This is a genomic window from Streptodolium elevatio (genome assembly GCF_053592165.1).
This window is the reverse complement of sequence record NZ_JBSFVE010000006.1, coordinates 23,828-46,862: the sequence shown is the minus strand read 5'-3', so window position 1 is coordinate 46,862 and position 23,035 is coordinate 23,828. Positions and strand designations below refer to the sequence as shown.

Annotated in this window: 23 protein-coding genes, 1 tRNA gene and 1 pseudogene; 15 read left to right on the top strand and 10 right to left on the bottom strand. The window is 69.9% G+C overall.

What is annotated here, in order from left to right:
• The first annotated feature begins 6 nt into the window (after window positions 1–6).
• From ACWD12_RS13560 to ACWD12_RS13540, 5 genes are all read left to right on the top strand, one after another.
• Window positions 7–177 (top strand): hypothetical protein, encoded by a 171-nt coding sequence (locus ACWD12_RS13560; RefSeq protein ID WP_450099685.1) that lies wholly within the window; start codon window positions 7–9, stop codon window positions 175–177.
• Window positions 174–2,234 carry an AAA family ATPase gene (locus tag ACWD12_RS13555; RefSeq protein WP_450099684.1) on the top strand — a complete coding sequence of 687 codons (2,061 nt, stop codon included), beginning with the start codon at window positions 174–176 and terminating at the stop codon, window positions 2,232–2,234. Before ACWD12_RS13560 ends, ACWD12_RS13555 begins: the two co-directional genes overlap by 4 nt.
• Window positions 2,234–2,701: a DNA phosphorothioation-associated protein 4 gene (locus tag ACWD12_RS13550; protein ID WP_450099683.1), complete on the top strand. Its 468-nt coding sequence runs from the start codon at window positions 2,234–2,236 to the stop codon at window positions 2,699–2,701. Before ACWD12_RS13555 ends, ACWD12_RS13550 begins: the two co-directional genes overlap by 1 nt.
• A 429-nt stretch (window positions 2,702–3,130) precedes the next feature.
• Window positions 3,131–3,201 (top strand) — tRNA-Ser (locus ACWD12_RS13545).
• Window positions 3,202–3,315: 114 nt separating this feature from the next.
• Complete coding sequence (locus ACWD12_RS13540) at window positions 3,316–4,209, top strand: phosphorothioated DNA-binding restriction endonuclease (protein WP_450099682.1); 894 nt, start codon at window positions 3,316–3,318, stop codon at window positions 4,207–4,209.
• A 5-nt stretch (window positions 4,210–4,214) separates the two neighbouring features.
• On the opposite strand, the gene ACWD12_RS13535 is transcribed toward ACWD12_RS13540, so the two are convergent.
• The 3 genes from ACWD12_RS13535 to ACWD12_RS13525 form a co-directional block, all read right to left on the bottom strand.
• Window positions 4,215–4,634, bottom strand: a complete 420-nt coding sequence (locus tag ACWD12_RS13535; protein WP_358358919.1) for a DUF6188 family protein — start codon at window positions 4,632–4,634, stop codon at window positions 4,215–4,217.
• A gap of 189 nt (window positions 4,635–4,823) precedes the next feature.
• Window positions 4,824–5,228 (bottom strand): VOC family protein, encoded by a 405-nt coding sequence (locus ACWD12_RS13530; protein WP_450099681.1) that lies wholly within the window; start codon window positions 5,226–5,228, stop codon window positions 4,824–4,826.
• 193 nt (window positions 5,229–5,421) lie between these two features.
• Window positions 5,422–5,781 (bottom strand): MerR family transcriptional regulator, encoded by a 360-nt coding sequence (locus ACWD12_RS13525; protein WP_358358924.1) that lies wholly within the window; start codon window positions 5,779–5,781, stop codon window positions 5,422–5,424.
• 59 nt (window positions 5,782–5,840) lie between these two features.
• Between ACWD12_RS13525 and ACWD12_RS13520 the strand changes: the two genes are divergently transcribed.
• A complete protein-coding gene (locus ACWD12_RS13520) occupies window positions 5,841–6,761 on the top strand; it encodes an aldo/keto reductase (protein WP_450099680.1) in 921 nt (306 codons plus the stop codon).
• A 37-nt stretch (window positions 6,762–6,798) separates the two neighbouring features.
• Here the strand turns inward: ACWD12_RS13520 and ACWD12_RS13515 are convergent, their stop codons facing one another.
• Together ACWD12_RS13515 and ACWD12_RS13510 are read right to left on the bottom strand one after the other, a co-directional pair.
• On the bottom strand, window positions 6,799–7,308 hold the full coding sequence (locus ACWD12_RS13515; RefSeq protein WP_450099679.1) for a GNAT family N-acetyltransferase: 510 nt from the start codon (window positions 7,306–7,308) through the stop codon (window positions 6,799–6,801).
• Window positions 7,305–8,186, bottom strand: coding sequence for a LysR family transcriptional regulator (locus tag ACWD12_RS13510; protein WP_358358930.1), 882 nt, complete (start codon window positions 8,184–8,186; stop codon window positions 7,305–7,307). The genes ACWD12_RS13515 and ACWD12_RS13510 overlap by 4 nt, the downstream gene beginning before the upstream one ends.
• A 204-nt stretch (window positions 8,187–8,390) precedes the next feature.
• On the opposite strand from ACWD12_RS13510, the gene ACWD12_RS13505 reads away from it, so the two are divergent.
• Window positions 8,391–8,921, top strand: a complete 531-nt coding sequence (locus ACWD12_RS13505; protein WP_358358932.1) for a DUF6817 domain-containing protein — start codon at window positions 8,391–8,393, stop codon at window positions 8,919–8,921.
• A gap of 10 nt (window positions 8,922–8,931) precedes the next feature.
• Here ACWD12_RS13505 and ACWD12_RS13500 read toward each other — a convergent pair whose 3' ends face one another.
• The gene (locus tag ACWD12_RS13500) at window positions 8,932–9,492 is read right to left on the bottom strand and encodes a YbaK/EbsC family protein (protein ID WP_450099892.1); all 561 of its coding nucleotides are present in this window, start codon (window positions 9,490–9,492) and stop codon (window positions 8,932–8,934) included.
• Window positions 9,493–9,958: 466 nt separating this feature from the next.
• Between ACWD12_RS13500 and ACWD12_RS13495 the strand changes: the two genes are divergently transcribed.
• Both ACWD12_RS13495 and ACWD12_RS13490 read left to right on the top strand, forming a co-directional pair.
• Entirely contained in the window at window positions 9,959–11,179 is a 1,221-nt protein-coding gene (locus ACWD12_RS13495; RefSeq protein ID WP_450099678.1) for an LLM class flavin-dependent oxidoreductase, read from the top strand.
• 163 nt (window positions 11,180–11,342) lie between these two features.
• Window positions 11,343–11,885 carry an SMI1/KNR4 family protein gene (locus tag ACWD12_RS13490; protein ID WP_358365001.1) on the top strand — a complete coding sequence of 181 codons (543 nt, stop codon included), beginning with the start codon at window positions 11,343–11,345 and terminating at the stop codon, window positions 11,883–11,885.
• A gap of 221 nt (window positions 11,886–12,106) precedes the next feature.
• On the opposite strand, the gene ACWD12_RS13485 is transcribed toward ACWD12_RS13490, so the two are convergent.
• Both ACWD12_RS13485 and ACWD12_RS13480 read right to left on the bottom strand, forming a co-directional pair.
• Window positions 12,107–13,045, bottom strand: coding sequence for an MOSC domain-containing protein (locus ACWD12_RS13485; RefSeq protein WP_450099677.1), 939 nt, complete (start codon window positions 13,043–13,045; stop codon window positions 12,107–12,109).
• Between the two features lie 144 nt (window positions 13,046–13,189).
• Window positions 13,190–13,615, bottom strand: coding sequence for a nuclear transport factor 2 family protein (locus ACWD12_RS13480; protein WP_450099676.1), 426 nt, complete (start codon window positions 13,613–13,615; stop codon window positions 13,190–13,192).
• 215 nt (window positions 13,616–13,830) lie between these two features.
• Here ACWD12_RS13480 and ACWD12_RS13475 point away from each other — a divergent pair, with 215 nt between their 5' ends.
• Entirely contained in the window at window positions 13,831–14,979 is a 1,149-nt protein-coding gene (locus tag ACWD12_RS13475) for a CapA family protein (protein ID WP_358365008.1), read from the top strand.
• A 250-nt stretch (window positions 14,980–15,229) separates the two neighbouring features.
• On the opposite strand, the gene ACWD12_RS13470 is transcribed toward ACWD12_RS13475, so the two are convergent.
• Complete coding sequence (locus ACWD12_RS13470; protein WP_358357561.1) at window positions 15,230–15,676, bottom strand: nuclear transport factor 2 family protein; 447 nt, start codon at window positions 15,674–15,676, stop codon at window positions 15,230–15,232.
• A 258-nt stretch (window positions 15,677–15,934) separates the two neighbouring features.
• Here ACWD12_RS13470 and ACWD12_RS13465 point away from each other — a divergent pair, with 258 nt between their 5' ends.
• Both ACWD12_RS13465 and ACWD12_RS13460 read left to right on the top strand, forming a co-directional pair.
• Window positions 15,935–17,062, top strand: a complete 1,128-nt coding sequence (locus ACWD12_RS13465) for a S1C family serine protease (protein ID WP_450099675.1) — start codon at window positions 15,935–15,937, stop codon at window positions 17,060–17,062.
• Between the two features lie 54 nt (window positions 17,063–17,116).
• Window positions 17,117–18,145 carry an RDD family protein gene (locus tag ACWD12_RS13460; RefSeq protein ID WP_450099674.1) on the top strand — a complete coding sequence of 343 codons (1,029 nt, stop codon included), beginning with the start codon at window positions 17,117–17,119 and terminating at the stop codon, window positions 18,143–18,145.
• Window positions 18,146–18,151: 6 nt separating this feature from the next.
• Here ACWD12_RS13460 and ACWD12_RS13455 read toward each other — a convergent pair whose 3' ends face one another.
• Window positions 18,152–18,343: a ferredoxin gene (locus tag ACWD12_RS13455; protein ID WP_450099673.1), complete on the bottom strand. Its 192-nt coding sequence runs from the start codon at window positions 18,341–18,343 to the stop codon at window positions 18,152–18,154.
• 249 nt (window positions 18,344–18,592) lie between these two features.
• Here ACWD12_RS13455 and ACWD12_RS13450 point away from each other — a divergent pair, with 249 nt between their 5' ends.
• The 3 genes and pseudogenes from ACWD12_RS13450 to ACWD12_RS13440 all read left to right on the top strand — a co-directional run.
• Entirely contained in the window at window positions 18,593–19,363 is a 771-nt protein-coding gene (locus ACWD12_RS13450) for an ABC transporter ATP-binding protein (RefSeq protein WP_450099672.1), read from the top strand.
• A gap of 3 nt (window positions 19,364–19,366) precedes the next feature.
• Window positions 19,367–21,913, top strand: a complete 2,547-nt coding sequence (locus tag ACWD12_RS13445) for an FtsX-like permease family protein (protein WP_450099671.1) — start codon at window positions 19,367–19,369, stop codon at window positions 21,911–21,913.
• 133 nt (window positions 21,914–22,046) lie between these two features.
• Window positions 22,047–22,844 (top strand): annotated as a pseudogene (locus ACWD12_RS13440) (serine/threonine-protein kinase); the annotation flags it as partial.
• Between the last annotated feature and the right edge of the window lie 191 nt (window positions 22,845–23,035).

The window sequence follows — 23,035 nt, the reverse complement described above, 5'->3', positions numbered from 1 at the left end:
AGAGTGATGAGCAGCAAGCTGGAAGTCAGCACCAAGGACATCCTGGATCGGCTGTCACCCCAAGCCCGAGAGCTTACCCAGCGTGTTCTTCAGCTTGAACGCGAGCATCTGCATGTGAAGAACCCGAGCCTGCTCCCCAGCAAGATCGTCGAGGCAGCGAAGGAGCTTGCGAGGTGAAGCTCCTCAAGCTAACCCTGGAGAACTTCCGCTGTTTTCGCGGGCGTTACGTCATGAACCTGGAAGTTACAGAGGATCACCCAGTGATCCTCGTTCTGGGCACCAACGGCGCGGGTAAGACCACATTGCTCAACGCATTTACCTGGGCCTTGTATGGCACTTTCACCAAGGACGTGGAGTCCCCAGAAAGAATCATCCACGACCCGGTCTGGGAAGCCGCTCCCCTCCACACCGAGGTTGGTGCCTTCGTGAAGCTGGAGTTCGAGCACGATGGTGCGCTCTTCGTGGTGCGTCGCGAAGCGATGCTGCAAAAGGTCACTCAGCAACAGAATTTGCAGCAGTTCTGGCCGGTCAAGGTGACCGAAACCCGACTGGGCGAGAGCATCGAGATCGACAATGGCCAGGACCGGATAGAGAAGATCCTCCCCGAGGGCCTGCGTAAGTTTTTCTTTTTCAACGGCGAGCGTATGGAGCGCATGTTCACCGGCGACGGAACCGGGGAGGTGAAGAACGCCATCAAGACCCTCATGGGCCTTGAGGTCATGGAGCGCGCTATAGAGACCCACCTCCCCGCTGCCCTGCGACTGCTGAACAAGGAGGCCCGGAGTCTCGGCGACAGTAGGCTGCAAGCGCTTGCGGACGAAGAAGCGGCGCTAGAGCAGCGCAAGGCGGCGGTGCGGGAGCTGGAGCTCAAGCTTTCCGCGGACATTTCCAGCTATCAACAGGAGGCTGAAGCCGCAGGGAAGGCGCTCCTGGAAAACCAAGCCGTTGCACCTCTGCAGAAGCGTCGCGTCAAGCTGGCTCAGGACCTGGTCAGTGAGAACGACCGCCGACAGGAGGTACGCGAGCGGAAACGCAAGGTTCTGGCAGAGAAAGGGTTCATTGCCTTTACCGGCGGTATCGACCAGCAGGTGCTGGACCTGGCCGACGGGCTGCGGCAGCGGCACCAACTGCCTGCCGGCATCCAGCGGGACTTTATCGACGGTCTGCTCGAAGAGGGCGTGTGTATGTGTGGCACCCCGGTTCCTCCAGGTTCGCCGGAACACACAGCGCTCGCCGAGCGTCGCTACACTGCTGGTCTCGTCGATGTTCAAGCGCGTTGGATGAACCTAGCAGGCAACGCGGTGCGGATGCGCGAGGCTCGTGAGGAGCTCAAAGAGGAGCTGCGCAGTATTGCGAAGGACCTCCAAGACCTCGAGGCCAGGATCGGCCGAATCGACGCCGAACGCAGCGACATCGACCGCCAGTTGAAGGGCGTCGACCTGGCGGATGTACAGCGGTTGGAGGATCGCCGCAAAGAGTACGAGGAAAAGCGCTTCGAGACCCACGACCAGTGGCGCCGCGCTGGCGAGGAACTGTCACGGTTGGACGAGGAGATTACGGCGGTGCGGAGGAAATTCCGCTCCGCCAAGGTGCAGCACGATGAGGCGCGCCGCGTGCAACGCCAGGTGGCGCTCGTCGACGAGGTTCACGAGGCGCTGCGAGACATCTTGGAGCTCAAGACCGAGGAAGTGCGGCGCCAACTGGATGCCAAGGTCAAGGGCATCTTTTCTCGGATTTGCATTAAGCCCTTCACGCCGGAACTGACGCCGTCATTCGAGGTCGAGCTGCGCGCCGATTCGCAAGGAAAATCCGCGATCCGCAGCACGGGCGAGAACCAGATCTTGGGCCTGTCGTTCGTTGGGGCAGTGTCCGACATGGCGCACGAGATCCATGACCGTAAGCAGAACAAGAGCTCAGACTCCCTCGACGAGGGCGGAATCTACCCTTTGGTTGCTGACTCGCCGTTTGGTTCCCTGGGAACTACCTACCAGGACGAGGTCGCTGAGGCACTGCCCCGGCTGACGAGCCAAATTGTCACTCTGCTCTCCGACTCACAGGCGAGCAGCCAGGTGATGCGGCACCTGCAGTCGGCCGCAAGTCGGACCTATGTCCTTCGTTCGATTACATCGAAGGCAGATGCGAAAGAGCCGACGATCGCAATCAATGGCCGAGGGGTGGCGCTCGTGATTCGCGGTGACTCCGAGCACACGATCTTGGAAGAAGTGACGGTCTGATGGCAGACGAGCGATTCCGGCGTCCTGCTGCACACGAGGACCTCCTCGCCGCACTGGCTGCGAAGGACGGCCCCTTCGCGCATATGTATGAGGCGATGATGTTCGCCGCAATGCTGGGCATGCAGCGAGGACAGCGCACACCGTTCGAGAAGACCGAGGAACGCATCAACCTTTCGCGGGTGGAGAACCGGAAGTTCGGCGACGTGCTCCTGGCTTTGCTGGCAGCCTCGGACTCGCCCGACGACCCTGAAATCTTGAGTGACGATCGGCTGGACGATCGGATCAAGATCTTCGAGGAGTACGCCAACACCGGGCTGAGCTATCTCCAGGGGGAGCTGAACGCGAGCGGAGGGCGAGATCTAACCGAGCTGGTGAGTGGCCTCGTCATGGAGGCGCTGACTGAACCGACTAACGCCGACAAGAATCTGGTCAGCGAGATCCTCAACGCTGGTGACCTCGCCTGGTGATTTTGCGCTGGCTCGCGGTGTGCAGTCTCCCGTGCCTCCACATCGGTGGGGACAACAGTTTCTGTTGACGTGGAGCTGCCGTCTTGGCGGGGACTGCGTCAGTACGCGGCGTGGCGGTCGTCATTCCTGAGTTCCCTTCGGGGTTCTGCTGCGGGGCCAGCTGAGCAGCGTAGAACCCCTGGCTGCGGGGATCCGGACACCAGCACCGGGGATCTGTGCTTCAGGCGTGTGCTTGTGAAGGGGTGACGCGTCATCTGGCCCCGCGCGCAGATGACGAAGCTTGAGAAGGTTTCAGCGCCTGGCTGAGGCCATGCAAGGTGTGCCCCTGGTGTGCCCGGACGGGGGGCAACGGGGGCGTACGGGGGAGCACTTGCGGGGCCGAGAATGGGTTGTGATCTGGACAAAGTAGGACGCCAGATCATGAGGGAGGACCAGGGCGGAGCGATCATGCTCGACTGAAAATCGGAAGGTCGGCGGTTCGACCCCGCCCCTGGCCACCAGCTGCACAGCCGAAGTACCCCCGCTCACCCGCGGTTTGGCCCCGAAGTCGATCACCTCGACTGCGGGGCTTCTTTGTCGTTCCGGGCACGACCGACGCTCCTATGATCCTGCGCATGGACTGGCTGGAACGGGCCGCGACGTTGAGGCAGTGGACGAGCAAGGGGGTCCGGGCTCCGCACAAGCCGCTGTTGCTGCTGTATGCGCTGGGGCGCTACCAGCAGGACGCGGATCAGGAGTTGGCGTACAGCGCGGTCGAGGAGGACCTCAAGCGGCTGCTCGCCGAGTACGGACCGGGGAACCGGTCGACCCCCGCGTACCCGTTCCACCACCTGGTGAACGACGGGGTGTGGGAGGTGCGTACGAGTCGCGGGGCGGGGAGTCCGGGGAGCGGCGTACGCGACCTGCGGGCGTCCGGGGCGGCCGGCCGGCTCGCTCCCGACCTCCGGGCGGCGCTGCGGCGCGACCCCGCGCTGCTCGGGCGGATGGCCCGTACGCTGCTCGACCTGCACTTCCCGCCCTCGCTGCATTCGGAGTTGTGCGAGGCCGCCGGGCTGGAACTCGAGTACGCCGAGACGCAGCCGCTGGTCCCGGGAGGTCGCCGGCGGAGCCAGATGCTGCGTGAAGAGGTACTCACCGCCTACGAGTACCGGTGCGCGTTCTGCGGCTACGACGGACGGATCGGCGCGATTCCCGTCGGGCTGGAGGCCGCGCACGTGCACTGGTGGGCGCTCGGCGGCCCGGACGAGGTGGAGAACGCGCTCTGCCTGTGTTCGCTGCATCACAAGCTCTTCGACAAGGGTGTCCTGGGCGTGGACGAGGAGTTCCGCGTCATGGTGGCGCAGCGCTTCGTCGGGCACAGCGCGGCGGCCAGGGAACAGGTCGTCGCGCTGGCCGGACGCCCGCTGCTCGGCCCGCAGCCCGGAACGCCGGAACTCGCCGCGATCCACCGCTCCTGGCACGCGGAACAGGTGTTCCATGGACCCTCGCGTCCGGCGGTCGCGGTCTGACCGGCCTACTCGGGGGAGCCTTTCCAGACGGTGAGTTCGCCGTGGGGGAGGGAGGCGAAGGCCCAGCCGTGCGGGCCCTGGAGGGTCCAGGCGGGGTACGTTTCGCCCGGGCCGCAGGCGAGGTGGGTGCCGCACTCGAAGACGAGTCCCAGCGCGCCGGCCTTGTGGGCGACGGCGGACAGGATCCGTTTGCCGAACAGCGGGAGTGCGGCGGCGACATCCTGCGTCTCCGGGACGAGGGTCACGGTGGTGCCCGCACGGGCCGGGCCGCGGGCGAGGCGTACGCGGTCCTCCAGGACGAGGAGCCAGTCCGAGCCCAGGTGCAGTGTGAGCCGGAAGTCGATGCCGAGGCCGGTGACGACGACGCCGCGGAGGTTGAGGAGCCAGCGGTCGTCGTGCTCGACGGGATCGGCATGAGCGCTCATGACTCGGGATCCTGCTGCGTGACGGCGGGTTCGGACTATCCGTTTCCGGTTCGAAGTGCGGGCAGTCCGGGCGCAATTGCTCGCGAGGCCGGGTGGAGCCGGGTCGCGCGGCGGTGGGACGGGGATGCGGGACGCCCCGGGCGCAGGTTTCGCTCGGGGCGTTCCGGGGTCGGTGGGTGCCGGGGGAGGTCAGCCTTCGAGGGCGGCCGGGTCCATGTAGACGAGCTCCCAGTGGTGGCCGTCCGGGTCGAGGTAGGAGCGGCCGTACATGAAGCCCATGTCGAGCGGGTCCTTGGCCTTGCTGCCGCCGGAGGAGATCGCGATGTCGGCGAGGCGGTCGGCCTCCTCGCGGCTTTCGGCGCTGAGGGAGAGGAGCGCTCCGGTGGCCGTACGCGCGTCGGCGATGGGCTTGGTGCTGAACTCCCGGAACTTGTCCTCCTTGAGCAGCATGACCACGATGGTGTCGCTGACGACGAAGCTTGCGGTGTTCTCGTCGCTGAACTGCTCGTTGAGCGTGTAGCCCAGTGCCGAGTAGAACTTCTTGGACTTGTCCAGGTCCTTGACCGGGAGGTTCACGAAGATCATCGTGGCCATGTCTGCGCCTCTTCTCGATAGTGCGGTCCGGTGCGGAGCCCGTGGCTTTTGGGCCATGTTGTCCGTCTCGCGTCGTGCTTTCAAAGAGGTAGACCGGCGGGTCAGCGGAAACTCATCGTTGTGATCGAAAGTTCCGGAGGATATTTCCGGAGGCCCGCTCGGCGGCCCCGCTCGGATGCGCCGTCCGAACGGCTCAGGCGGCGACCTGGGGTCGGGATGCGGTCGCGGTCAGCAGGGCGGCCAGCGTGGACCTCGTGGTCTCGAGCTGAGTGATACGCGCCTCCACGCCCTCCAGGTGCTCGCGCAGGTGCTGCGCGGCGCATGCGTCCAGGTCGGTGCCCTCGGTGAAGCACGCCATCAGGTCGCGGATCACGCTGGTCGGCAGCCCGGCGGCGAGCAGTGCCCGTACGCGACCCACCGCCTCGACCGTCTCCGGCCCGTAGCGCCGGTGCCCGCTGGGCGCCCGCTGTGCCGCGAAGAGTCCCTGCTCCTCGTAGTAGCGCAGCAGGCGGGGGCTGACACCGGTGGCGCGGGCCAGGTCGCCGATCTTCATGTGACGCCCCTCACATCCTCTTGCATCTGACATTGATGGCAGAAAATAGCGTTCCGGTCATGACGAACTCGAAGACGAACACGCTTGTTCCGCCGTCCACCTTCGCCCTCGGCGGCGACCTGACGGTCCGGCGCATCGGCTTCGGCGCGATGCGGCTCGCCGATGGACCCGAGCGTCCACCGGACCCCGCGGCGGCGCCGATCTGGCGTCCGCCGGCCGACCGCGCCGCGGCGGTCGCCGTGCTGCGCAAGGCCGTCGAGCTCGGGGCGAACCTCGTCGACACCGCCGACGCCTATGCGCTCGGCGCCAACGAGGAACTGGTGGCCGAGGCGCTGCACCCATACGGCGACTCCGTCTCCATAGCCACCAAGGTCGGCGTCGTACGCCCCGCCCCGGACGAGTGGATTCCCCTCGGCCACCCCGCCTATCTCCGCCAGCAGGCCGAACTCGCGCTGCGCCGCCTGCGCGTGGAGCGTCTCGACCTCCTCTACCTGCACCGCCTCGACCCCGCCTACCCGGTCGCCGAACAGGTGGGCGCGTTGCGGCGGTTGCGGGAGGAGGGGAAGGTCCGGCACATCGGGCTGTCCGAGGTGACGGTGGATCAGCTTCGGGAGGCGGCGGACACCGCGCCGATCGCCGCCGTCCAGAACCTCTACAACCTGGCGGCTCGCGGGCACGACGACGTCGTCGACCATGCGGCCGCGCACGGCATCGCATTCGTGCCGTTCTTCCCGATCGCGATGGGCGCGCACGCCGGACCGGACGGAGTGGTGGCGGAGGTGGCCCGCGAGATCGGGGCGACTCCGGCGCAGACCGCGCTCGCGTGGCTGCTGCGGCGTAGCGACACGGTCGTGCCCATCCCCGGGACGTCGTCCGAGGCGCACCTGCGCGAGAACTTGACGGCACTCGAAGTGGCGCTCAGCGACGAGCAGTTCGCGCGGCTGTCGGCCCTGGGGGAGGCCACGCCGGGGGCGGACTGAGCCGGGGCCGTCCGGGCGACGACGGTGATGCCGTGCCTCAGAGGTCGTAGGCGAAGCAGACCAGGTCGATCGGCCCGTGGTCGTCGCGGTACGGACCGATCTGCCGATACCCCAGCCGCTTGTAGAGGTTGATCGCGCCGGTGCGCTGCGGCAGCACGTCCAGTACGCAGCGCGGCGCACCGGCGGCGCGAGCGCGCTCGTGCAGCACTGCCATGAGCGCCTGCGCGACGCCCGCGCCGCGCGCGTCGGGGGCCACGTACAAGCGCTTCACCTCGACGTCAGGGCCGTGGAAGTGGTAGCCGACGCCACCCGCGAGGCGGCCGTCGAGGCGCGCGGTGAGGTAGCCGCCGGGCGGGGCGTAGTAGGCGGCGGGGTCGTCGTAGTCGACGCGGAAGTAGTCGGGCAGGCCGGCCGGCGTGGCCCAGGCCGGGTGGCCCAGTTCCTCGGCCGTGGCGTTGTAGTACGCGAACAGCAGCTCGGGTGCGGCGGCCGGGTCGTCGGCGACGACCGGTCCGGGAGCGGCGGGCCCCGGCGTCGACATGGTCATGGGGACGACTCTACGAAGCCCGCGAATTCCAGAGCAGCCGGGGCCAGGGCGTCCCATTGCCTCGCCGCCCAACCGACGGTCAGCGGCGGCAGGTCGGCTATCGGGATCAGCCGCAGCGGTCCTTCGGGCGTCCGGGACAGGTTCGGCAGGTCCGGGACGACCGCGTGCCCGAGTCCCAGCTCGGCCAGCAGCATGGCGGTGTCCCAGTCGGCGACGCCGGTGGTGGCGGGCGGGTGGATGTCGTGCGCCGCGAGGTGCGCGTCGAGGCGCAGGCGCGACGTCGACGTCTCGGGCAGGCGGATGTGGTGGATTCCGGCCAGGTCGTCCGGGCCCAGCGCGTCGCGCTGCGCGAGCGGGTCGTCGCGGCGTACCGCGAGCATCCAGCGCAGCTTGGCCACCGGGCGCTGTTCGATGCCGCGCACCGGCTCGCCGATGGTGATCCACGCGAGGTCGGCGCGCCCTGCGGCGACGGCCTCCATGCAGGTGCGGCTCGAACTCTCGGTCTGGAACTCCAGCGACGTGGTCGGGTGGCGGCGGCGGAACTCCACGATCGCGGCGGTCATGAAGTGGCGTACGGTCGTCGCCCCGGTCGCGACGCGCACCGCACCGCCGTGCCCCTGCCGCAGGTCGCGCAGCCGCCGCAGCGCCAGGTCGAGGCCCGCGAGTCCGTCGCTCGCGGCGGCGAACAGGATCCGACCGGCCTCGGTGGGGGCGACGCCGCGGGGCAGGCGTTCCAGCAGGTCCAGGCCCAGCTCGTGTTCCAGGCGCTTGATGTGTTGGCTGACCGCCGACTGCGTGCGGCCGAGTTCGCGGGCCACCAGGGTCAGGTTGCCGTGGCGGCAGGCCGCGACGAAGGTCCGCAGGTCGTCGAGAGTCATGAGAAGCAAGATATCTCTTGGATCAAGCCCAGGAAATCCTAGGATTGACTTGGGTGTTCCCGAGGCGGGACGCTTTCGTCAGGGCCCGGGGCGGCAACCCGCCGTGTGATCGTCGACAACGCGCGGCGGGGCCGACCCCATCCCCGGCACGGAACTGACGTTCCATCACCTTGCTTTTCCCCGACGGAAATTGGCGGTGCACCAGTGGTCACGACGGACGCCGTCGCAGTGCTGCGCGAGCTCGGTGCCGAAGGCATCGGCCACCCCGGCGGGACGCTGTTCGACCACCTTGTGCGCGTGCACGACATGCTGACCGAGTGGGGCGCCGACCGCGAGGTCCGCCTCGCGGGCCTCTGCCATGCGTTCTACGGCACCGACGGGTTCCCGGTCGCGCTGTACGGCCTCGACCGCCGCCCCGAACTCGCCGCCCTCGTCGGCGACGAGGCCGAGGAGCTGGTCTACTTCTACGCGAGCTGCGACCGCAAGGCGACCTACGCCGAACTCGCCGACGACCACGGCACGTTCACCGACCGCTTCACCGGCGCCCGCTACGTGCCCGGCCCGCGCCTGCGCCGTGCGTTCGCCGAGATCACCGCGGCCAACGAGCTGGACATCGCCGCCATCAGCCCGGTGTTCGACGAGATCGAGCGGAAGCAGCTCCACACGTTGTTCGAGCGCTGGAGCGCGCTGCTGAGCCCGGCGGCCAACGCCGAGGTCGAGCGCGTGCTGAACTGACGTCATCCGCTCAGCCGAGCGGCACGCCCAGCCCCTCCAGGACCTCCGCCCCCGGCAGCGCCGCCAGCGCCGGGCCCGGCAGCCGCAGCTTCGAGCGGCGGTTGCCCGACCCGATCACCGCACTCGGCAGCCGCGCGGCGGCGGCGTCGACCAGGATCGGCCAGCCGGCGGGCAGCCCGACGGGCGTGATGCCGCCGTACTCCATCCCCGACATCGCGGCGACCTCGGCGAGCGGTGCGAACGAGGCCTTCCGGGCCCCGAGGTGCTTGCGGACCAGGCCGTTCACGTCGGCGCGCGTCGTAGCCGCCACCATGCAGGCCGCATACGTCACCTCGGACCCGCGCTTGGCCGCGACGACCACGCAGTTCACGGACTCCTCGAGGGTCACGCCGTAGTGCGCGCAGAAGGCGGCGGTGTCGGCCAGGTCGGGGTCGATCTCCGCGACCTCGACGGCGTGGACCGGTACGGGGCCGGTCCACTGCTTGAGGGCGTCGGCCACCGGATCGGCGAGCAGATCGAGGCGGGTCAGGGCGGGGTGCAGGTCGAGGCTTTCTCCCATGGGCCCATCCAAGCGGAACACCGACCAAAAATGCATAAGACAAGGACGCGGTCGGTGCCGGGGGTAGATCCGTACCGAGCGTCCCGGACGGGGAGTCGGCCCCCGGTTCGGCGCCCAGTTCGACGCGAGTTCGCGGCGAGTTTGCGGCGAGTCCGAACAGTCCGCACATTGCATCGGAATGCGTCCGGCAGAACCCAGAAACAGGCAAATCTGATCGACGCCGATCACGTCGGCGTTACGGGTGTGCGGCCTACACGTGTCGCCTGAACAGGGCGGTAACGGTGCGTGTTGTTACCAATGCGTCGAGAGACAGTTAGCAGGTCGGGGGCCGTCTGTGAACCCCCTTGGCAGCAGCGGTTTCTGACGTGACGTTAGACACCTCTCACCACAAGTCTCGACCGGCCGCGCGTACATTGCCGCTGTACGGGCGCAGCCGCCAGACGCGACATTGTTGAACCAGCACTTTGGGAGGCTCCACGTGGAGTTCGGCATCTTCCTGAACGGTTACATCCCGGGACCGGCTGCGCACGATCGCGCTTCCGAGCACCTGATGCTGCAGCGCGAGCTGGAGCTGGCCATCAAGGCCGACAAGCACAATTGGAAGTACGTCTGGTTCGGTGAGCACCACGCCCTGACCGAGTACTCCCACATGTCGGCCCCCGAGGTCGCGATGGGCTACGTGGCCGCGAAGACCGAGCGCATCCACCTCGGCACCGGCATCAACTCGCTCTCGCCGCGCAAGGAGCACCCGGTGCGCTTCGCGGAGCGCGCGGCGATGCTGGACCACATCACCGAGGGTCGCTTCGAGTGGGGCACCGGCCGCGGCGCGGGCAGCCACGAGGTCGCCTCGTTCAACATCATGGACACCAACTCGACCAAGGCCGAGTGGGACGAGGTCTCGCGCGAGATCGTGCGCATGTGGGAGCAGTACGACTACTCCTTCCACGGCGAGCACTTCACCGTGCCCACCCCGCACAACATCCTGCCCAAGCCGTACGGGCACTCGCACCCGCCGATCTGGATGGCGTGCGGCAACCCCGGCTCGTTCGCCAAGGCCGGCTCGCTGGGCATCGGCGCGATCGCGTTCAACTTCGAGCCGATTTTCAACCTGAAGGGCCGCATCGAGGCCTACAAGGAAGCCGCGGAGAACCCGGTCGAGATCCTGGGCGACTACCAGAACAACAACGTCATGATGACGAACGCGGTCATCTGTCTGAACGACCGCAAGCGCGCCCGCGAGATCGCCATCTCCAAGGGCCGCGGCTACCTGGTGACGATGGTGAACCTCTACCACGACACCATGCCGAAGTCGGCCGACGCCGTGACCTGGCCCGAGCCGCCGTTCGACCTCTCGCAGGGCGGCGACGAGTTCCTGGACTTCGTGATCGAGTCCGGCCTGATGCTGGTGGGCACGCCGGAGGAGGTCTGCGAGCAGATCGAGGCGTACCAGGCCGTCGGCACCGACCAGCTCGTCTTCGGCATCAACGACGGCATGTCGCACGAGGAGAACCTCGAGATGATCGAGCTCTTCGGCGAGAAGGTCATCCCCGAGTTCGACAAGACCTCGGAGCACTCGACCTCGGTCTACCGCCGCAACGCGCAGGGCCCGAAGTACCCGCCGTTCAACGGCCCGGTCAACCCGGACCTGGTGCACACGGTTCTGCCGGAGAACGCCATCCTGGGTCTCGACGGAAAGTGACCCCGGGGATCACCCGCTAAGCGCATCGAAGGGCCCGGCCACTCGGCCGGGCCCTTCTGCATCGGCGGCGCGTGCCCCAGGCTGTGAGGGTGCCGTACGACATCCTGTACGGGGGTGCGCACGGTGCGTACGCGTCTGGACGTTTGAAGAAGCAGGGGAACGTATGGCCACGGTCACGGAGGGACTCGACGGAGTCCGGCGCGAGCTGGACAGACTCGAGCGCAAAGTCGTGCGGCTCTTCGAGCCCGGGCTGGCGCCCGAGGCGGTGCGGGCCAAGCTCGACGGCGCCCCCGAGGAACTGGTCGCGTGGTTCGGTTGGGCGGACGGCACGCGGGCCGAGGAGGACCAGACGGTGGACGACGCGTCGTTCATCCCGGGGTACGTGCTCGTCAGCCTGGACGAGGCGATGGAGTTCCGCGACGAGGTCGAGGTGGAGTCCGACGGCGACGAGGAGTGGCTGCCGCTGCTGGTGTCGCCCGCCGGCGACTTCTACGCGGTGGCCTGGACCGCCGACGAGGGCATCGTGCAGGTCTGGAGCTACGTCGACGGCGCCCCGGTGCAGACCGACTACCCCGACATGGAGCGCATGCTCCGGACCTTTGTGGAGAGCTTCCGGACGGGGGCGTTCGAGGTCGACGAGGAGGGCTTCCTCGACATGCACCCGGAGCTCGCGGACCGCGTCTACGAGGCCGTCACCCGGGCCTGACGGGCCAGGGCCCGGGTCGGCCGGGCCCGGTCGTCCGGGGAATCCCAGGCAGGAACCCGTTCTTGTGCTACGATCTAATTGCCTTCGGCGTGCTCAAGCGTAGGATCCATGACTGAGCCCGAAGGACCAGACTTCCGACGAGCCCCGGCCCCGCGGCCGGGGCTCGTCATTTTCCACGCGGACGCGCGGCCCGGCCCCGCACCCGACGGCCGCGTCGGCCCCTACTCCCCGGCGTCCGGCGCCTCGACCCGCGGCTCCCGCACCTCGACGGTGTCGTCGACGCCGAGGACCCCGGGCGACACGACCGACGCGTACATCCCCACGTTGTGGCCGGCCTTGGCGTGCACGGTACGCAGCAACCCCCGGTCGGCCGCCAGCTCCGCGTCCGGCAGCGGATGGCTGATCATCACGCAGCGCGGGCACTCGCCCTCGATGCGCAGCACCGCCGTGCCGATGTGCAGGTCCCGCCCGGTCCACGCCCGCTCGGGGAAGTCCCCCTCGATCTCGTCCGGCACCGATATGAACACGTTGGGTCGGAACCGGCGGACGTCCACGTCACTGCCGGGCGACAGCTTGCGCAGCGACTCCAGCGAGCGGTCGGTGAGCACGTGCAGCGGGAACGCGTCGTGGTGTGTGCCCGGCATCGTCTGGTTGGTCCACAGCGCGTCCGGGAAGAGGTTCAGGTCCGGCACCTCGGCGCCCGTGTCGACGCCGAACAACTCCTCCAGGAAGCGCACCCAGTCGCCGTCCTCGGGCGGGAGGCGCCGGTAGTACGCCTCGTCGGAGGCCGGCCGCCGCGAGCGCAGGGTGGCGGGGCGGCCCAGCACCCTGCCGAGCTCGTGGTGCACGTCGGCGTCCGTGGAGCGGACGACCCGGCCGTCCTGCAGCGTGATCTCGACGGGCGGCACCGGGTCGGCGGCGCTCACCGGCCGCAGGTAGCGCGGGCGCAGGCCGAGCAGGACGGGGTTGCGGCGGGCGTCCGCGATGAAGTCGCCTTCCTCGTCGCGGACCGCCCACACGCGGTCGCCGCGCATGCCGTCGGGGTCCAGCCGGGCCAGTTCGAGTGGTTCGCCGATCATGCTCTTGACCGGGTAGCGCCACAGCGCGGAGACGCGGAGCGCGTTCGGGCTTCCGGCCGTTCCGGGGCTCTGCTGGGACACGGTCCACTCCCTTCCCGGCACGTCGGCCAAGACCGCGGTGCCCGGGTCGTCGTCGTGGGTGGGAGCGGCCGTACGCCATCCCGTGCCTCCCCCAACCGGTAAGAGTAGCCCGGGAGTTGGGCGGTACGGGAGGCGCCGGGAACGTCAGGCGAAGCCCTTCGCGATGTGCTTCAGCCACCACGCCGGGGCGGCGTTCATGAGCGTGTTGAAGTCCCAATAGTCGTGCCAGCGCACGAGTTTGCCGTCGGGGCCGACCTCGTGGACCGAGACGAACGGCAGCAGGACGCTCTCGCCGGACTCCCAGAACCACTTCTCCGCATGCTCGGTGACGACGATGTCGCCGTCGGCCACGATGTGCTTGAGGTGGTGCTCGTAGCCGGACAGCATCTCCAGGCCGAGTCGCAGGCGGGCCGCTATCTGCTCGGGGCCGTACGCCCCGGCGCCCGGCGCCGGCACGTCCGTGTAGTGCCCGTCGGCGGCGAAGTACGCGCCGACCTTGTCGAAGTCCCGCTCGTACAGGTCCTGCCAGAACTGCTCGATGAGCCGCTTGTTGTCGACTGCGCCGGTCATGCGGTGGCCTTTCGGAACACGGTGCTCGGTGGGCTTTGCCGGGGTACAGGTGTGCGCCGGAGCGCACGACGACGCACGCGCAAGCGGACGGACGGGAGCCTAGGCACATCCTCGAACGGAAAACATCCTCGATCGAAAGTCGTAGGCGATCAGAACGCGGCAGTGAATGAACCGGTTCCGAACGGCACGGTGATCGGGTGGGTTAGCGTGTGCCGGTGCACATACCCTCCTCCCGGCAATTCCGGGTCGTCGTCGGCGCCTGCGCCCTGGCTCTGCTCACCGGATGTTCCCTGGTCGGAGGGTCCGACGGAGGGTCGGACGACGACGTCGCACCGGTCGCCTCCGCGGGCGCCACGAGCCCCGGCGCACCCCAGGCTCCCGGCTCGCCGGCCGCCCCGACCGGGTCGGGTGCGCCCGCCGGGGGAACGCCCGGCACGGTGACCCTCGCGTTCGGCGGGGACGTGCACTTCACCGGCCGGACGGTGGCACGGCTCGGCGAAGGCGCGGACACGCTCGGTCCGGTCGCCAAGACCCTCGAACAGGCCGACATCGCGATGGTCAACTTCGAGTCTGCGATCACCGAGCGCGGGGCGGCGGAGGCCAAGACGTACACGTTCCGGGCGCCGAAGAGCGCGCTGGACGACCTCAAGGCGACCGGCGTGGACGTGGTCAGCATGGCCAACAACCACGCGGTGGACTTCGGGCAGCCCGGGCTGACCGACACCCTGGCGGCGGCCGAGAAAGGCGCGTTGCCCGTCGTCGGCTTCGGCAAGACCGCCGAGGACGCGTACCGGCCGTGGACGACCGAGGTCAACGGCGTCCGGGTCGCGGTCGTGGCCGCGAGCCAGGTGAACGACCTGACCAGCCAGCGGTACGCGGCGGGTGCGACCAAGCCCGGGATCGCGACGGCGCTCACGTCCGCCCGCCTGGTCAAGGCGGTGCGCGACGCCAAGGCACAGGCCGACGTCGTGGTGGTCTACATGCACTGGGGCATCGAGGGCGACAAGTGCCCGTCGGCCACGCAGAAGGACCTGGCGAAGGGCCTAGCGGAGGCCGGCGCGACCGCGGTGGTCGGCACCCACGCGCACGTGATGCAGGGCGCGGGCATGCTCGGTGACACCTATGTCGGCTACGGCTTCGGCAACTTCCTCTGGTACGGCACCTCGCCCTACCCGAACTCCAACGACACCGGCGTGACCACGCTGACCGTCACGGGCGGCAAGGTGGTCAAGGAGGCCTTCACCCCGGCGCTCATCGACTCGCGCGGCGTGCCCGTCCCGCAGAAGGCCGCCGAGGCCAAGCGCATCACCGACCGGCGCGCGTCCCTGCGCCCGTGCACGGGGCTCGCGGCAGCGCCCAAGTAGCCGGCGGCCCGGCGGGCACACTCGTCGGGCATGGACACCGGGCGGCACCTGCCGGGCAACACCGGCAAGCGGACACGAATCACAACGTGCGAGGGGCGGGTGTACGACGTGTCGTCGTACACCCGCCCCTCGCACGATCTCCGGGCGTGTTCTCCAGCAGAGCCGACCCGCCGCGGACCGACCGCCGCGGACCGACCGCCGCGGACCGACCGACGAAGGTCGGCCGGACCGGGTCGGCCGCAGGGATCCTTCAGCCCATGCCGGGAGTGGCCGGGGCTATGTACATGTAGCCCTTCTCCTCCACCCGGGACTTGATACGCCACTTGCCGTCGACGCGCACGAACGTGTCGAGGTACCAGAGTCCGCACAGCATCAGGCTCTGCTGACCGTCCTCGCCCGGCATGACCATCGGGTTGTGGCACATCGTGCGGCCGGTCGCGGTGTCGCCGTCGAGGGTGACCTCCGAGTTGCCGACCATGTGCTGGAACGCGGGGAAGTTCGGCATCACATCGGCGAGGAACTTCTTCGTCGACGCGAGGTCGCCCGTCGAGCCGCCCATCGCCGAATAGTCGATGTGCGCGTCCGCCGTGAAGACGTCGTCGAGCAGGTCCCACTGGCGGGTGTCGACCGCGTGCGAGTAACGGACCATCAGGTCCTGGATTTCGAACCGGTCCGAGATCTCTTGCAGCGACAGCATGGTGCCTCCGGGTTGCGCTGGTCCATGAGCCCGGCGGGCACGGGACGGCCCGCCGCGACGCAATGTCACCCGGGTTCGGCCCAGGAAGCAAGGGGGGCCTTCGGGCGGGTTGCGCCGAGAGAGTGAATCCCCGGAGTTTTTGATTCCGACATTTCGGGCATTGATGAGCGGATCCGGAGTCGGTCCGGAGCGGGGCCCTGTGGGCCCGGGGTGGGTCCGGGCGGAGCCGCCGGGTCGAGGTACGCGAGGGAGTCTGCGGTGTCTGCACGGACTTGGGCGGGACCACTGGGCCGATGCCGCCGCGCGGCCGCGGTCCTGGCCGCCGCGACGGTGCTCGCGGTCGGTGCGGCCGGCTGCTCGGACGACGGCGACGACAAGGGCAATGCCGCTGGGAACACTCCCGCGCAGACGTCCTCCGAGACGACGCAGAAGGCCGGCCAACCGGCCGCCGAGGGCGGCGCGGACGACCTCCAGAGCGCGTACCGCAAGGTCGTGACCGACGTCCTGTCGTCGGTCGTGCAGATCACCACCCCGGACGGACTGGGCTCGGGCATCGTCTACGACGACAAGGGCAACATCCTCACCAACGCGCATGTCGTCGGCAACGCCACGGCGTTCCAGGTGACCCTGGCCACCGGGGCGCAGCCGCTGACCGCGAAGCTGGTGGCCTCGTACCCGCCCAACGACGTCGCGGTGATCCGCCTCGACAACCCGCCCGGCGACCTCAAGCCCGCCCAGTGGGGCGACTCGTCGAGGATCGACGTGGGCACCATCGTGCTCGCGATGGGCAACCCGCTCGGCCTGTCCGGCAGCGTGAGCCAGGGCATCGTGTCGGCGCTCAACCGCACCCAGAGCGAGGCCGCCGACTCCGGTTCGCCGGGCGCGACGATCCCCAACCTCATCCAGACGACCGCCGCCATCAACCCGGGCAACAGCGGCGGCGCACTGGTCGACCTGGAGGGCAAGGTCGTCGGCATCCCGACCCTGGCGGCGGCCACCGGCGCGGGCAACAGCCTCGCGCCGGGGATCGGGTTCGCGATCCCCTCCAACACCGCGAAGAACCTGGCCGACCAGATGATCAAGGACGGCAAGGTCACCGACTCCGACCGGGCCGCGCTCGGCATCACCGCGACCACCGTCGTGGGACGCGGTGGCGACGCGGCCGGCGTCGGCGTCGTCACCGTCGACCCGAACGGCGCGGCCGGCAGGGCCGGGATCCAGGCCGGCGACGTCATCACCGCGGTCAACGGCACCGATACCGCCAACCAGGCGGCGCTTGCCGAGGTGCTGGCGGGCCTCAAGCCCGGTGACACCGCCAAGGTGAGCCTGGTACGCGCGGGCGGCGGGGACGCGACGGTGGACGTCACACTGGGCGAACTGTCCTGAAAGCCGCGCGGCGTGGCTTGACGCCCCGGGCAACATCGCGGGACCGTCCGGTGCATGACGTTCCCTCAGCAGCCGGGACCGGATCGGGAGCAGTACCCGAACCAGCCTCCGGGGCAGTACCCCGGCTCGTACCCGGGGCAGTACCCGGGGCAGCCGGCCCAGCCGCCCGCGTACCCCGGGCAGCCGCCTGCGTGGGACCCGCAGGGGCCGACCGCGACCGGATGGCAGCCCCCGCCCGGGCAGCCGTACGGAGCACCTCCCGGGCAGCCGTACGGCGCACCGCCCGGGGAGCCGTACGGTGCGCCGCCCGGCCCGCCGCCCGTCGATCTGCCGCTCGCGTCACGGCTGTTGCGGTTCCTCGCCCGCACGGTCGACTACGCCCTCATGACCGCACTCGTCGCGCCGCTCTGGTTCGTCGCCTACAACTACCTCCAGGGCGAGGCGGCCAACCTCCCCAACACGACGTTCGCGAAGACCTTCCGCGCGCTCCTGCTCGGTGACGCCGACAAGGCGCAGCGCGCGCCGCTCGACGTCGTCGACGGGCTGTGGGACAAGACGAAGCTGATACTGCTGCTCCTGGTCCTCGCGCACCTGCTGGTGCCGACGATCTACGACTGGCTGATGCACGCCAGGTTCGGCCGGACCCTGGGCAAGATCGTCTTCGGGATGAAGGTCGTTCCGGCGCAAGGCGGTTCGGGCCGCCTGGGCATCGGGCGCTCGGCCCGCCGCACCTTCGTCGCGGTGCTGCTCCCGTGGGGCGCGCTCATGCTCATGTGGTACCAGATCATCCTGCGCGACTGGCAGTTGGTCACGGTCTTCGGCCTGCTCAGCCTCATCGGGTTCGTCGACCCGCTGGCCGTCCTGGGCCCGCGCCGCCGTACCCTGCACGACCGCTCGGCCGGGACCCTCGTGGTCAACGTCAAAGCGCTGTCCAGGGCCGCGGAGCTCGGCCGCGGCGCCGGAAGCGCGGTGCGGCAGGCGTACCAGGGCTCGGCGATCCCCGGGCAGGCGGCCCGCCTCGGCTCCGGCGCCGCACAGCAGACGCGGGACCTCCGCGACCGGATCCGCCGCCGGCGCGGTTGAGCGCGGTCAGTCCGTGACGGTGATGGCCCGGGTCGGACAGACCCGGGCCGCCTCCTCGACCTGCGCGCGCAGTTCCTCCGGCGGGTTCTCCCGGAGGATGTAGAGGAAGTTGTCCTCGCGCACCTCGAACACCTCGGGCGCCTCGGCCATGCACAGGGCGTTGCTCTTGCACTTGTCGAAGTCGACGTTGATCTTCATGCGGAACTCCGGTCCTCGACGGCGGCCCGTGGTGACGGGCCCATGCACACCTATCACGCACCGCCACCGGTAAGGCCAGACTTCGTCGGCGACCGGGACCGCCCGCGAGGCCCCCGGGTCCTCCGCAGCGCGCGGGGTGGGGACAGCCCCACCGAGAACCGGGGCGGTCGCCGGATCGAGACGTGATCACGAACCGGACAGGCTGGTTCCACGGTCGGAAAGCCCGGCCGCGGAACAGGAGGACCCGCCATGGGCAGGCGCGCCACATCCGTCATCGAGGCCCGTGCGGCCGCCGCCACCTCGGCGGTCAGCCTCACCGGAGTCACCAAGGTGTACGGACGCGGTTCCGAGGCGGTGCACGCGCTGCGCGGCGTCGACGCCGACATACGCAGGGGCAGCTTCACCGCCGTCATGGGCCCCTCCGGTTCCGGCAAGAGCACGTTCCTGCACTGCGCCGCCGGCCTGGACCGCCCCACCGACGGCCGCGTCGAACTGGCCGGCACCGACATCGCGACGCTGTCCGAGACCAAGCTGACGAAGCTGCGCCGCACCCGCGTCGGATTCGTCTTCCAGGCGTTCAACCTGGTCGGCTCGCTGACCGCCGAGCAGAACGTCACGCTGCCGCTGCGCCTCGCGGGCGAGCGCCCCGACAAGAAGTGGGTACGCGAAGTCCTGGGCCGCGTGGGCCTCGCGGACCGCGCCAAGCACCGCCCCGGGCAGCTCTCCGGCGGCCAGCAGCAGCGCGTCGCCATCGCCCGCGCCCTGGTCACCCGCCCCGACGTGCTGTTCGCCGACGAGCCGACCGGCGCCCTCGACACCCGCACCGGGCGCGAAGTCCTCGCGCTGCTGCGTCAGGTCGTCGACGGCTACGGGCACACCGTCGTGATGGTCACGCACGACCCGGTCGCCGCGTCGTACGCCGACCGCGTGGTCTTCCTGGCCGACGGCCGCCTCGTCGACACCCTCGACGCGCCGACCGCCGAGGCCGTCGCCGACCGCATGATCCACATGGAGGGCTGACCAGTGCTCCGGCTCGCCCTCGGCACCCTGCGCACCCGACTGGCCGGGTTCACCGGTGCCTTCCTCGCCGTCGCGCTCGCCACGGTCCTGGTGACCGCCGCGGGAGTCATGCTCGAATCCGTCCTGCGCACCGACTCCCCGGTGGAGCGGCTGCGGGGCACCGACCTCGCGGTCGCGGCATCCGACCACCTCGCGCGCACCCAGCAGATGGCCAAGTCCTCGGACGAGTCGGAGACGGACCCGCTGCGCCAGACCTCGCGCATCCCCGCCGGGCTGGCCGGGCAGATCGGTGCCGTGCCGGGCGTACAGGCGGCGGTTGCGGACCGCAGCGTGCCGGTTGGGCTGCCGGGTGGGCTCGGTGCGGACGTCCACGGTTGGAGCAGCGCGCAGTTGACGCCGTACCGGCTCACCGACGGGCACGAGCCGCGCGCCGACGGCGAGGCCGTCGTCGACACCGCGACCGCCGCCGCGCTCGGCCTGCGGCCCGGCGCCCGGCTCGACCTCGGCACGCCGCAGGGGCCGCGTACCGTCACCGTCGCCGGGATCGCCGCAGGACAGGGCGCGCCTTCGGTGTTCCTGCCCGACGCGCAGGCCGCCGGCCTGAGCACGGTGCCCTCGCTCGCCGACTTCATCGGTGTCACGCTCGACCCGGGCGCGGACAAGAAGCAGGTCCGGGCCGCCCTCCGGGACATCGTCGCCGTCGCCGGACCGCAGTTCGGCGACCCCACGCGTGCGCAGCCCGAGGTCAAGGTGCTGAGCGGCGGTTCGCTCGCGCGCCTGGAGGCACCCGCCCGGACTTCCATGCAGGAAGCGACACTTCCGGTGGTCAGCGTGTTCGCCGGAAGCGCCGCCTTCGCCGCGGTCTTCGTGATCGCCGGGACGTTCGGCTTCTCGGTACGCCAGCGCATCCGGGAGATCGGCCTGCTGCGCGCGGTCGGTGCGACGCCGGGGCAGATCCGCCGCATGGTCGCGGCCGAGGCGCTGCTCGTCGCGACCGTCGCGGCGCTGCTCGCGGTGCCGCTCGGGTACGCGTTCTCGAACGTGCTCGCCGACCTGTTCGACAGCGCCGACGCCCTGCCCGCCGGCTTCTCGGTGGTGAAGTCGTGGCTGCCGGGTGTCGTCGGACTCGGCAGCGCGGTGCTGGTGACCCAGGTCGCCGCCCTGGCCGCCGCGGGGCGCGCCGCGAAGGTGCGGCCCACCGAGGTCTTCGGCGCGACGGCCAAGCGACGCATCCTCGTTCCGGTGCTGCGCTACACGCTCGGCGTCGCGGCGCTGGCGGGCGGTGTCGCGCTGGTCATCGTCTCCACGAACCTGGGCGGCGACGAAGGCGCCGGCGCGTCGATCGGGATCGTGTTCACGTTCATGGTGGCGGTGGCGCTACTCGGACTGCCCATCGCCCGGCTGTCGGTCGCGGTCATCGGACGGCTCATCGCACCGACCGGCGACGCCGCGGGCCGCCTCGCGCGCGCCAACGGCGCAGCGGAGCCCGGCCGGGTCGCGTCCATCGCGGTGCCCATCGCGCTCACGATCGCCTTCTCGTGCTCGATCCTGTTCATCGGCACGACCGTTGCCGACGAGACGATCTCGCAGAGCAAGGCGCGGACGACCGCGACATTTGTCGTGGACGGTTCCGACCGGGCCGGCATCGCGCAGTCCGCGGTCGACCGCATCCGCACGCTGCCCGGCGTACAGGCCGCCTCCGGCACCGTCGAGACGACCGTCATGGACGGGTCGCTGTCGGACGCCGTGGAGATGGACGCACGCGGGGTCGGGCCGGATACCGCGCAGGTGATGGAACTCGGCGTACGCGAGGGCAACTTGTCCGATCTGCGCGGCGCGGACACCGTCGCGCTCGGTTACCGGCACGCGGAAGCCAAGGGGAAGCACGTCGGCGACAGCATCAAGTACTGGCTCGGCGACGGAACACCCATGCAGGCGCGCGTCGTCGCGGTCTTCGACAACGCGTTCGGATTCGGCGACTACCTCATGCCGCGCGACGTGGCCGCCGCACACAGCACGGTCGGCACGTTCGACAAGGTGTACGTGACGGCCGCGCCGGGCGCCGACAAGGCGGCACTCGCCGCCGCGCTGGAACGCGAGGGCCATGTCCTGGACCGCGACGCGTACCTCGACGAGGTGTCGGACGACGCCAACGAAAGCGCGTGGGCCAACGCCCTGATCCTGGGCGCCATCGCGGTGTTCACCGCCCTGGGCGTGGTCAACACCATCGTCATGGCGACCCGCGCCCGGACCCGCGAACTGGCCGTGCTGCGCCTTGCGGGCACCACCCGCGGCCAGGTGATGGCCATGCTGCGCCGCGAACTCGCGGTCGCCGCAATCGTCGGCGTGGGACTGGGCACGGCCATCGCGTGGGTCACGCTCGGCGCGTTCGCCAACGGCGTCACCGGGTCGTTCGATCCCTCGATGCCGCCGACCATCTATGTGCCGCTCGTAGCAGTCGCGTTGGTGCTGGTATTCGGTTCCGGGACGCTGTCCGCGCGGTCCGCGCTGCGCATGGACCCGGTCGACGCGGTCGGGGCCCGGGACTAGAGCCGGACCCGACAGCCGGGAACCGCGGGCGCTCTGACGACGTGTCATCGCCAGTGGGCAGGGTGAGAGGATGCCCCGGACGAGGAGGCGGGCGCTCGGGGCCGCCTCCGGCGAGTGAGTGCGCGGAGGCGGTATGGCAGCCGAAGCCGGTGCGGGGATACGGCCGCTCGGAGAAGCGGATCCGCGGGCGGTCGGGCCGTACCGGCTGATAGGCCGGCTCGGATCGGGTGGCATGGGCTCGGTGTACGCCGGGCTCGACCACTACGAACGGCGCGTCGCCATCAAGATCGTGCACGCGCAGTTCTCCGACGACCGCGAGTTCCGCGCCCGCTTCAGCCGCGAGGTCGCCCTGCTCCGCCGCGTGCAGGGCACCTGCACGACACCGGTGCTCGACGCCGATGTGGACGCCCCGCAACCGTGGTTCGCCTGCGAGTACGTGCCCGGTCCGACCCTCCAGGAACGCGTCGAGCGCCAGGGCCCGATGGCCGGCGACGAACTCTTCGCGCTGGCCGCCGGACTGGCCGAGGCCCTGGTCGCCCTGCACGGCGTCGGCATCGTGCACCGCGACCTCAAGCCGCAGAACGTCGTGTGCTCGCCGGCCGGACCGCGCGTGCTCGACCTGGGCATCGCCCGGTCGATGGAGGACAGCGGGCTCACCCGCACCGGCATGATGATCGGCTCGCCGGCGTGGATGAGCCCGGAGCGGTTCAAGGGACAGAACAGCACTCCGGCGGCCGACGTCTACGCCTGGGCGATGATGGTCGCGTACGCCTCGACCGGCGTCATACCCTTCGGCACCGGCGCCCCCGAAGTGGTCGCACTGCGCGTGCTCCAGGACGACGCGGACACGGCCGGTGTCCCGAACGCGCTGCGCGGCATCGTGGACTGGAGCGCGGACAAGGACCCGCTGCGCAGGCCGTCCGCCCACCAGGTGCTGGAGACGGTCACCGGCACCTGGCGCGGCGCGCTCGGGGCGGGCGCACCGGCGGCCGACCCGGTCTCGGACGCCACGTCGCTGATCAACCTGCACTGGAAGGCCCCGGCCATCGAGGGGGGTTGGGCCTCCGACGGGGGCACCGCGGCCCCACCGGCGCCGCCCGGTCCCGCCGCACCCGGCGCCTC